The sequence below is a fragment of the Moritella viscosa genome (assembly GCF_900120065.1).
Lineage (GTDB): Bacteria > Pseudomonadota > Gammaproteobacteria > Enterobacterales > Moritellaceae > Moritella > Moritella viscosa.
The window spans coordinates 42,619-53,902 of sequence record NZ_FPLG01000093.1; the positions used below are offsets into that span (position 1 = coordinate 42,619).

9 protein-coding genes are annotated in these 11,284 nt (G+C 37.9%); 3 read left to right on the top strand and 6 right to left on the bottom strand.

Annotated features, from left to right (window positions below):
• Positions 1–109 precede the first annotated feature (109 nt).
• Positions 110–709 carry a Yip1 family protein gene (locus tag BT797_RS13480; RefSeq protein WP_045112303.1) on the bottom strand — a complete coding sequence of 200 codons (600 nt, stop codon included), beginning with the start codon at positions 707–709 and terminating at the stop codon, positions 110–112.
• A gap of 87 nt (positions 710–796) precedes the next feature.
• Entirely contained in the window at positions 797–1,681 is an 885-nt protein-coding gene (locus BT797_RS13485; protein WP_045112304.1) for a LysR family transcriptional regulator, read from the bottom strand.
• Positions 1,682–1,813: 132 nt separating this feature from the next.
• Here BT797_RS13485 and BT797_RS13490 point away from each other — a divergent pair, with 132 nt between their 5' ends.
• The 3 genes from BT797_RS13490 to lysS all read left to right on the top strand — a co-directional run bounded on the left by BT797_RS13490 (position 1,814) and on the right by lysS (position 4,051).
• Entirely contained in the window at positions 1,814–2,146 is a 333-nt protein-coding gene (locus BT797_RS13490) for a DMT family transporter (RefSeq protein ID WP_045112305.1), read from the top strand.
• Positions 2,133–2,471 (top strand): SMR family transporter, encoded by a 339-nt coding sequence (locus BT797_RS13495; protein WP_244536325.1) that lies wholly within the window; start codon positions 2,133–2,135, stop codon positions 2,469–2,471. Before BT797_RS13490 ends, BT797_RS13495 begins: the two co-directional genes overlap by 14 nt.
• Positions 2,472–2,539: 68 nt before the next feature.
• A complete protein-coding gene (lysS, locus tag BT797_RS13500; protein ID WP_045112307.1) occupies positions 2,540–4,051 on the top strand; it encodes a lysine--tRNA ligase in 1,512 nt (503 codons plus the stop codon).
• Positions 4,052–4,119: 68 nt separating this feature from the next.
• On the opposite strand, the gene pdxY is transcribed toward lysS, so the two are convergent.
• From pdxY to cadC, 4 genes are all read right to left on the bottom strand, one after another.
• Complete coding sequence (gene pdxY / locus BT797_RS13505) at positions 4,120–4,980, bottom strand: pyridoxal kinase PdxY (protein WP_075472376.1); 861 nt, start codon at positions 4,978–4,980, stop codon at positions 4,120–4,122.
• Between the two features lie 97 nt (positions 4,981–5,077).
• Positions 5,078–7,216 (bottom strand): lysine decarboxylase, encoded by a 2,139-nt coding sequence (gene cadA / locus BT797_RS13510; RefSeq protein WP_075472378.1) that lies wholly within the window; start codon positions 7,214–7,216, stop codon positions 5,078–5,080.
• A gap of 103 nt (positions 7,217–7,319) precedes the next feature.
• Positions 7,320–8,645: a cadaverine/lysine antiporter gene (gene cadB, locus BT797_RS13515; RefSeq protein WP_075472380.1), complete on the bottom strand. Its 1,326-nt coding sequence runs from the start codon at positions 8,643–8,645 to the stop codon at positions 7,320–7,322.
• A gap of 526 nt (positions 8,646–9,171) precedes the next feature.
• Positions 9,172–10,755 (bottom strand): lysine decarboxylation/transport transcriptional activator CadC, encoded by a 1,584-nt coding sequence (cadC, locus tag BT797_RS13520; protein ID WP_075472382.1) that lies wholly within the window; start codon positions 10,753–10,755, stop codon positions 9,172–9,174.
• Positions 10,756–11,284: the final 529 nt, after the last annotated feature.

Here is an 11,284-nt window from a genome sequence, read left to right on the forward strand (position 1 = left end):
TATAAGAAAATAATGATATTAAGTAAAAGATTATTAAACGCTCAAACAAAAACAGCGAAATAGACTTAAGCTATATCGCTGTTAATAATTAATACTGATAGAAGCGTTATTAAATAATAAACTGTGGACCTAATCCAAAGCTCCACATGACAACAGTGATCCCCATTGAAGCCACAAACAATACAAGCCCAACCGTTAATAAAGATGATGCATAAATAAAGCCACGCTCTTCAGTAATATGCATAATAATCGGCACCCCGGTATACAGAGCCCGTACCGAAAATGCCACCCCAACTAATAGTGCGAGCATGATGACCCAAGCAATAGGGATCAAGGCTACAATACCAGTAATAAAAATAGGTGCTGCGGTGTATGTTGTTAATTCTAACGCTTGAGTAAAACTGGGTGATGAACCAAAATTACCCGCCATCCACTGCACAAACAGCGAAAACGTTGCCACAATAGCAATACTGGCAATAACCATACCGACAGCCATTATCCCTGCACTGGAGGAAGATAAATAAGTGGTGTCACCAAAGCCAAGCTTCCAACCTGTTACTGACGCGGTATACCATGCTGATGTTGCAGGTATTAATGCAAAAAAGAACAGACTCACGACTACCGATAATAAAGACTCATGGTGTGTATCAATATCAATCCATTCGTCCTTGGGTTGTACGTATAAACCCCATAAGTGTTTTACTAACATCAGCTAATTCCTTAATGTAAGAGTTTCATTAAATTAAGTATTAGCGAATATATTGAGATTGCCATGTTACGTAGGGATAATTAGTGATTAATGTGACTCAGTAATCAAGTACTGCTCAATTTGCTCGGCGATCCAATCGGTCACCGTACCACGACAAAAATCAATCCCTGTCACTTCCCCATAAATTTCCCAACTCATCGATTTTTTATAACGAAGTACTTTAAGCGTTTCATTTCTAAGCTGCTCAGTGATGAGCGGTGCCGGTACTTTCGCCCAACCGATACCATTACACACAGCATCACGTAAGTATTCATAAAATGTTAAACCGATATAGCGGTTACTTATAGAGGTTTCCACCTTCAACAGCCCATCCATATAAGCCAAGACAATTTCAGTATATAAAGCTAAGTCACTGCTCGTTAATCGGTTTCCAATCGTATGTAATGGGTGGGTCGCAGCTGCCACTGCCATCATTCTCAGCTGGCCAAGCTCACGTCGCACATGCCGCTGATAATCATGCGTATCAGTAATCATGCCATAGGCAATATCCACTTTATTTGTTTCAACATAATCAATCAATTCTGGTGTTGGCGCTGCGTATATTGATAATGATGTATGAGGAAAATCCTTTTCCATATCACTGATCAATTGATTCCAGAATTTTTCTGGCAATGCATCATCCCGAGCTATGCGTAATGCAGATTCAGCCCCTGCAAGATGGTGTTCACATTTAGCATAAATCCCCTTAGCTAGGTGTAGAACTCGTTCGCAATCAGCAACAATATTTTCACCTATATTACTTAATTCAATTTTATTTCCGCTACGCTGCAATAAACTAACCCCAAGCTCATCTTCTAGCGCAAGTAATGCAGCACTCACTGTCGAACGGCTTTTACCTAATTTAATCGCAGCATCAGAAATCGACCCCGTTTTAACCGCCAATAAAAACATTTCAATCTGTATCAGTCTCACAACAACCTCCAGTGACGATAAAATCAGCACTGAGTGATTTCATCTTTTTTAAAACTAACGATACACTCGATTCCATAATAATTAAATCAAGAATTTAATTAAAACATTATCAACAACCAATAGGAATTCTTTATGTACCACAGCATGATGCTGTTATTCGCTATTATTGCTGAAGTCGCAGGTACTATTTCAATGCGGTATTCAATTGAAAATAATCCATTAATAGGAACTACAGTGATGGTAATACTAATAGGCTTGTCCTATTTTTTACTGTCAAAAGCGATACAAAGAATTCCATTAGGGGTGGCGTATGCAATTTGGGAAGGGGTTGGTATTTTACTCATCACAGTGATAAGCAATTATCTATTTGATGAGATGATCACCCCCGCTAAGATTTTTGGTGTTGGATTGATCGTCGCTGGACTTATCTTTATTAATGCTGATGAAGGACATGATGATGAATAATGCAGAGCTCATACACATCTTATTTTTGTGTATTTCCATACTATTAGATATTGCTGCTAATTATTTTTTAAAAGTATCAGATGGTTTTAAAAATAAGGTCCCGGGGGTATTTGCCATCTTACTGGTTGCTGCTGCATTTATTAGTTTAGGTCAAGCAGTGCAATCAATTCAATTATCGATAGCCTACGCAACTTGGGGGGCTGGCGGTATTATTGGCACCCTGTTAGTCGATAAATATTTATTTGGTGCAACGATAGGACGTCGTAGCCAAATCGGTGTACCACTTTTAATTTCAGGCATTGTGGTACTGCAATTTTCACACTGAACATAATCATTTACTCAATAATAAATCATATACACATGAATTAATAAACTTAAGATAAGAGGCTCTATATGTCGGAAACCATTCAAAACCCAGAAATAGATTTTCAAAGTGAAGTTGAACAACGTCGTCAAAAATTAGCTGAGCTACGTAGCCAAGGCAACGCTTTTCCTAATGATTTCCGTCGTGATGCCATCTCGAAAGAATTATTAAATAAGTATGATGATAAAAGCGCTGATGAGCTAAAAGAATTACAGCTCAACGTCAAAGTAGCAGGTCGTATTATGACACGTCGGATAATGGGTAAAGCCAGTTTTGTAACATTACAAGACATGGGTGGAAAGATTCAACTATATGTAAACCGTGATAATCTTCCCGAAAATTACTATAACGAAAAATTCAAAAAATGGGATATTGGTGACATTGTTGGCGCTGAAGGCACATTATTCAAAACGAAAACAGGTGAGTTAACCATCAGCTTATCAAGTATTCAATTACTCACAAAAGCATTACGACCGTTACCTAACAAATTCCATGGATTAGCGGAGCAAGAAACACGCTATCGCCAACGTTATCTCGATTTAATCGCCAACGAAGAAGCACGTAAGACATTTACAATTCGCTCTCAAGTGGTAACAGGGATCCGTAATCTATTAAGCAAACATGGCTTTATGGAAGTGGAAACACCAATGATGCAAGTAATCCCAGGCGGCGCTTCAGCTCGTCCATTCATCACAAGACACAATGCCTTAGATATGGATATGTATTTACGTGTCTCTCCGGAGTTGTACCTAAAGCGACTTGTAGTTGGCGGCTTTGAACGTGTATTTGAAATTAACCGTAATTTCCGTAATGAAGGGATCTCGACACGCCACAATCCAGAATTCACCATGCTTGAATTCTATATGGCGTATGCCGATTATAATGATTTAATGGCGCTGACAGAAGAAATGTTACGTACATTAGCAATCGATATTCTTGGCTCACCGATAGTACCCTATGGTGATCTAACGTTTGATTTTGGTCAGCCTTTTGAAAAAATCGGTATGAAAGACTCTGTACTAAAATATAATCCAGAGATCCGTGCAGAACAACTCGCCACATTAGCCGCTGCAACTGAATTAGCCAAAAGTCTGAATATTCGAATTGATGCGAGTTGGGGTATCGGCCGAGTGATCACCGAGATCTTTGAAGAAACGGTTGAAGAAAAACTAATTCAGCCAACCTTTATTACTGAATATCCAGCCGAGGTCTCACCGCTAGCGCGTCGTAATGATAATGACCCACTCATTACAGATCGCTTTGAGTTCTTTATTGGCGGTCGTGAAATTGCCAATGGTTTCTCAGAACTAAATGATGCAGAAGACCAAGATGCTCGTTTTAAAGAACAAGTAGCACAAAAAGAAGCTGGTGATGATGAAGCGATGTTCTATGATGAAGATTATGTCACTGCGCTTGAACATGGTTTACCACCAACAGCAGGCCAAGGTATTGGCATTGACCGTTTGGTCATGCTATTCACCAACAGCCACACGATTCGTGACGTGATCTTATTTCCGACATTACGCCCACAAAATAAATAGTACCCACTGATTAAAATGAAATAAGGCATCCACTGGTTGCCTTATTTGCTCGCGTAACTATCTGCATACTATAACCTTGTCGCGTAAACGTTTACATCAGGTTGGGCAATTAAGTCTTGCGCAGTAATAAGCTGTAGTTCATAACTACCTTGCTTAAATGTGGCCTCCAATACCGCATCAACGACCGAATTAGTCAATTCAAACGCTGTAACGGGCTTATGACCCGATAACAAGTTAGCTAACATCACGCCACTAATTAAATCACCGACACCAACTGGTTGGCGAATAAAATCATACAAAGGACGCGTAATGTGGAAGTAACCATCAGCCGTCGCTAACAACATTTCAAACTGACTTGCAGTTATACCTGCTTTACTCAAATGCTTAACCAATACAATCTTTACGCCTTGGTCTAACAACATAGAGCATGCTTGCTTCACCTGCTCTATGTTCCCTATTCTCATATCCGTCAGCGTTTCTAACTCAAGTAGATTTGGCGCAATGACGTCTGCTTTTGGCAATGCGTGATATTTGAAAAAATCCATGACTTCAGGTACCACAATACAGCCCTTTTCAGGATGACCCATTACCGGGTCACAAAAATATAAGGCATCAACGTTATACTGTTTAGCTTTATCTACAGCATAAAGCACTTCCTTACCTTGTGTGGCTGATCCGAGGTAGCCACTTAATACAGCGTCACAACTTGATAAGCTGTCAATATTGACTAAGCCATCAACTAGACTCTTAATTTGATCAACCGGCATTACCATCCCTTGCCAACCCTGCTGATATTGCGTGTGGTTAGAAAACTGCACAGTGTTAATGGGCCACACTTCAACCCCCATTCGACGTATAGGAAAGGCCACAGCACTATTACCAGCACAGCCAAATACGACATGAGACTGAATAGACAGGATAGATTTCATAAATAATACCTTAACAAGAAATAAAAAGAGGGCATAAAGCCCTCTTTAGTTGAATCGTCAATAAGATTAATTTATAGATTAAATGGTTAAATTCGACCTAATCTTGCTTTAAAACCTTCACAGTATAACTACCATCTGCTTGAAGATATACGCCATGAATATCAGTTTCAAAGCCAGGGAACTGACTACCGATCTCACATAGCATTTCTAAAAATTCAAGTACGGGACGTGATGTCTCTGTTACCATTTCACCAGGAAGGATTAGTGGCACACCTGGAGGATATGGTAAAATCATATTTGCACTTACACGATTAACTATTTCGTCCAACTTAACTTCTTCAGTGTTACCACGAAGTTCTTGTTCCCATGCTTTGTTCGGTGTGATCTTCATTTCAGGAAGTACATCAAACGCTTTAAACATCAGTTCAGGTAGTTTAAACTTCTTAATCATATTATGAATATCTTGAGCAAGATCTTGAATATCCATATCTTCATAAAAACTTGGATCTTCAGCATATAATGATGGTAAGAAACTCTTAACTTTCAGATTAAGATCAAAGCCACGTTTAAACTCTGTTAGTCCACGTAGTAATTCCAGTGCTTTTGCTTTATCAATACCAATTGAAAACAAGAATAGTAAGTTATATGGTCCTGTCTTTTCAACAACAATACCACGCTCATCAAGAAATTTAGAAACAAGTGATGCTGGAATACCAGACTCACTAAGTTCACTATGTTTACCCATCCCCGGTGTTAATAGTGTTACTTTAATTGGGTCAAGATACATATGATTATCATCAATATCTTTAAAGCCATGCCAATCGTCTTTTGGGTCTAACTTCCAACACTCTGTTGTTTCGATATCTTCAGGTTGCCAAACGTCAAAGAACCAACCTTCACTTTGTGCTTCTAAGCGTTTAATTTCTTTACGGAAACGGATAGCTCGATCAATAGAGTCTTGAATTAAACGTTTACCAGTATTGCCACGCATCATTGCTGCAGCGACTTCTGTTGATGCTACGATACCATACTGTGGTGACGTTGAAGTATGCATCATAAATGCTTCATTAAAGGTTTCTTTATCAACGTCACCTTTAATATGGATCATTGATGCTTGAGAGAATGCAGCTAAAAGTTTATGCGTAGACTGTGTTTCATAAAACACTTTACCAGGCATAGCTTCACCACTCATACCACACTTACCTTCATAAATAGAATTAAAGTTAGTATATGGTACCCAAGCACTATCAAAGTGGATAAATTTAGTATCTAGTGTTTCTTTAATATATTGCGTGTTATAAAGCAGGCCATCATAAGTAGAGTTAGTGATAACGGCATAACCTGGCATTTCAGCACCCGGTGTTGCTGCGACTTTAGCTTCAATAACTTCACGAGTGAATTCACTTTGTGGGATACCACCTAAAATACCGTATGCATTACGCGTCGGGCGGAAGTAAATAGGTGTAACATCACTCATCATCATAAGGTGAGTTAATGACTTATGACAGTTACGGTCGACTAATACAGTACTGCCAGATGGTGCAGAGAACATACCGACAATTTTATTAGCAGTAGAAGTACCGTTGGTTACAATATATGAATGATCTGCGTTAAATGTTTTTGCAATATACTCTTCAGCTTCTTTATGTGGACCAGTATGATCCAATAATGAACCTAGTTCTGGCATAGAAATAGATACGTCAGCTTTAAATGCATTCGGTCCATAAAAATCGTAAAACACACTACCAGCAGGGCTCTTCTGGAATGCAGTTCCCCCCATATGCCCAGGCGTACAGAAGGTATATTTACCTTCGTCCACATATTTAAATAATGCTTTAGTAAATGGAGGCATAATTTCGTCTTTATAAAGATCAATAGCTTGATTAATCTTCAATGCAATGTCGTCGCCCATGCCTAACGCATACTCAAAAAAAGACACATTTAAACGAAGGTCTGTTAATGAAATATCAAGTACTGATTGCTCATTTGCAAATGCGAACACAGGAAGCTTTTCATTTAAACTGTTTATTTTTTCGCATATTTCTAAAGAATATTTATCCCAGTCAAAAATAGCACCACAGATACGTGGATTAATTTCAATCATTTTAACTAGGTCATTATCATCAACAGGATAAACAACTTCATATCCACATGCTTCTAATGATTTATGTAATTGGCGAATAGGCTCTTCTTTAAAGAACACGCCCATGTGGTTTAAGATAGCAATAATGTTCATTTCAAAATCTCCAAGACGAATAAGGGCGCTCGCTATCATTTGATAGAGATTAGAGAGCACCAGAAATTAATTAAAAAGGAATTATTAAAATTGATTATTCAGATTAAGCAGCTTCGGATATCCCAGCAGGTTGAGTTTGAGAAAGACCTTTCTTCTTGCCGTAGAAAACAAGAATGATAAGCGAAACAAGGAAGGTACCTGTTAATGCTGAACTTTCTGCACCAGCGAGAGCGATTAGACAAAATACACACGCAATGCCTGAGAACAACATCACGAAGATATTACGTGTGGTCATGCTTTCTAGACGGATTAAGTTAACGCTTGAGTAGAAGTAAGGCAGCATAGTGAGTAGCACAGCAATTGTAGTGAGCTGATTGAATAAATCGCCAGTATTTGATGAGCCACTAAACATAGTGATGAATGCCATCAAGAACGTCATCTTAATTGAAGCGAGTACTAAACCTTTCTTAGCAACACCAGATTTATCCGTTTCACCATAAATCGCAGGGAAGTTACCATCAGCAGCAGCACGTTTACCGGCTTCACCAACCAACATCATCCATGAACCTAACGATGTGAAACAAGCAAGCGCAGTAAATGCAGCAACAAACGGGGCAGACCAACTACCAAAAATAGACGTAGTAGCAAGAGCAAAAGGTGCGCCAGAAGCAGCGACTTCGGCAGCAGGGAACATTCCAGCAATAACTTGCGTAGATAAGATATAGATAACACCAGCTAGCGTCGTACCAAGCATTGTAGCTAACGGTACTGTGCGTTTAGGATTTTTAACCATACCTGAAGAAACGGCTGCAGATTCAACACCAACAAATGACCATAAACAAATAAGTACGGCACTAATAATTGCACTTGAATCACTACCAGATGAAACATTCCAATTCTGACTGTAAACCGTGGTATCAAAATGTGCCCAACCAACTGTAGCAGTACCGATAACAGGGATAAGAATAAGCACAAGACCTAATGTGCATAAACGACTAACCCAAGTACCACCGAGTAAGTTGATGAAAGTAAATATCCATACAGATGCAATGGTTGCGATAGCAGCTGGAATTGGACTTGATAAAATAGGGAAGAATACGGAAAGATAAGAAACACCTGTAATAGCAATCGCTAAGTTACCAATCCAGTTGGCGTGGTAATAAAGCACCCCTGTTTGAAAGCCAAGTACTGGCGCAACATCACCAGCGTAACCAATAGGTCCACCTTCTTGTGGGTCTTTTGTCGATAAACGCGCAAATACAAAGGCTAAACTTAGCGCACCAACCAAGCAGATTATCCAACTAAATATAGATACCGAACCGACAGCAGCTAAAGAAGACGGTAACAATGCAATACCACTGCCCATCATGTTGCCGGCAACAACACCAGTACAGGCTATTAAGCCAATTTTTTTTGTATTAGATGACATCTCATCTCCCAAATTTTATCAAATAGAGCAATATGCTCAGTAAGCAAACCAGTGATTAAGTGGTGATATTGCCGAGATAAAAAATGAGTCTCAGCAGGCCACCTGAACTTCTAATTGCAGGTTACGCCGAATGAGAGCGAAAAAAATAAAGGTAAAATGAACAATAAAATCATTAGGAAATTAAGCGGGGTTTATATATTCATTATAATAAAATTATTTTTTTGACATTAAAAACAAGGGTTTATGAAAACATGGATAACGAGGATTTATATTTTAAAAAAAAGTATATTTATAAAGATTAAATATGATGCTTATTAACCAAGCACCAACTTGTGGGTGGCAGTCGAAAAGCTAAAACTTTAGATTAATAGTATTGATATGTAGAATTACAACAACAGAAAAATAGCAATGGCAGTGAGGATAGTGAGGTATAAATAAAGGTAACGAATAATAGTTAATAGCGGCATGCCAAGCACTTTATCGTAGATACAAAAAAGCCCCTGACAAACAGAGGCTAAAGGTTAACTTATATTAGTTTGATAGAATTAAGGTTCATTGCCTTATGCATAAAAACAGCAATAGTTTCAAGGTTACTATGGAATGCCAGATTGGAACTTAACTGATAAGTTTCAATGGAAGTATCAATGTAAAAAGCCTGAGTATAAGCATCACCTGCACTATCAAGATTGCCACTTAATTCAGCTAACTTGCCAACGATAATATAATATATCGAAGATCGGCGACTTTTTCCGGCTAATGTAATCAAGTTATTTGCTTTCAGCTCATGCCCTTGCAATAAGGCTTGTAATGCCAACGCTTCATATACTCTGGCGGCCAGAACCTTATTTCCTTCATAACGATTATGTTCTAATAAATCTGCACTCGAGCGTTGAATTTCATCTGCAAATTCATCAGATAACAATAATGAGGACAAGACATTATAAGCAATGTAACGCTCAGCAAGTACTAATCCATTAGATGGATCAACAGCTAAAATATCTTCAAATAGATCAATTCCCTGCATAAACAATTTAGGGTCTACTTGGTTAGTATAATGATTGGCAATGATTAATTTGGTTAACAAATATTGATCTTTAGGCAAGTCCTGCATGACATAATCAAGTTGTTTTGGCGTAGGATTGATTCTTAATGCCGCCATAAGATCAGATGATGCTTTATGTAAACTTTCATACATGTCATCTCCCGATATTAAATATTGCTTACTAAATATAATCCTATTGGATGCATTGTTACGATAATTAATATCTAAATATGACTGGCCTTGTTGCTTATCAATTCTGACTGTAACTAATTTCCCCGGTAATATACCGGTTGTAAAATCTGTTTTCTTTAACTGCACACGATAATCACTGAGAGTTAATACGTCATTCATCAATTTTTGGCTAATACCATCAGCAAAAGATTCACTAATAGTATCTGATTTCTGGCTAGCGAAATAACTAAATTCAATAACTTGTGTATCTAATGCTCTCGTTATTTCGGGCTTAGTTTGCACATAGGTACAAAGAACAATAACACAAATTAATACTGACAATAAGAAACTGTCAAATAGCTGTAATTTATAGCGCTGTAAGAAAGTAAGCTTAGAATCAGATTTAGCGTCTTCAGCTGCCGCATGCTTAGAAATATGGGTAACGGCACGCGTTAATGGTCCTGCGGGAAATACAGTAATAACTTGTTCGCAATCTAGATCTATATTTTTTTCGTTATCAATAATGACACCTGTATTCTTACCTTCAGAGATAAGTATACGGGCATCATCACTGGTTAGTTTTATTGTGTCTGCGACTAACCTATATCCACGTTTAGGGACTGTAGCAATAAATCGTTCGCAATCAACACGCCCATCTTTTAATATTTTTCGCAGCTCAAAAATAGACTGTGTCACCACTTGGTCACTAACAATAGCACCATCCCAGATGTGCTCAATCAATTCTTCGCGTCCAAATACTTCACTCGGAGACAGTGCTAAAAAGGATAATAAATTAACTAAACGGGGTTCAACTGTTACTTCTCTTCCTTGTCGGTACAGTTTATTTTCTTCAACAATCAATATCCAATTACTGATTTGAAAACATAAACCATTCATAAAAAATTCCAACATTTAATATTATCAAATTAAGGTATCACAGTTCTATTTTCCATCCAATATAGTAAGGGTGGGTATTTATAAACGATGAAAATAATTTTTAACTAATAATCGATTATCATGATGTGAGCATTAAAGCGGCGAGCTACATAACTTTTCTATCATCTTAATGCATTATTGAATCATGTGACTTAGATCGCTTAAGAACACATATTAGAGCGTTAAATTTAACTTATATATTCTATATTAATCATCATTTTTAGGATTTAGATCAATAATAATCTTATATTAAAGCAACCCAAACTTAGGGTTTATAATATTTAAGTTTCAGGCATAAAAAATCCCGAATCGTAAGATTCAGGATTTTTTATTTGTTGGCGGAGCGGACGGGATTCAAACCCGCGAAACTTTCGGCAGCGTGACAGACCGCCTTTTTCAAATAAATAGTCTAACCAACTGAATGCTATTCATAAGAACGAGCGTTCCGCACAATCTGAATGGTACTTTATTCACTGAATTTCAGGCACAA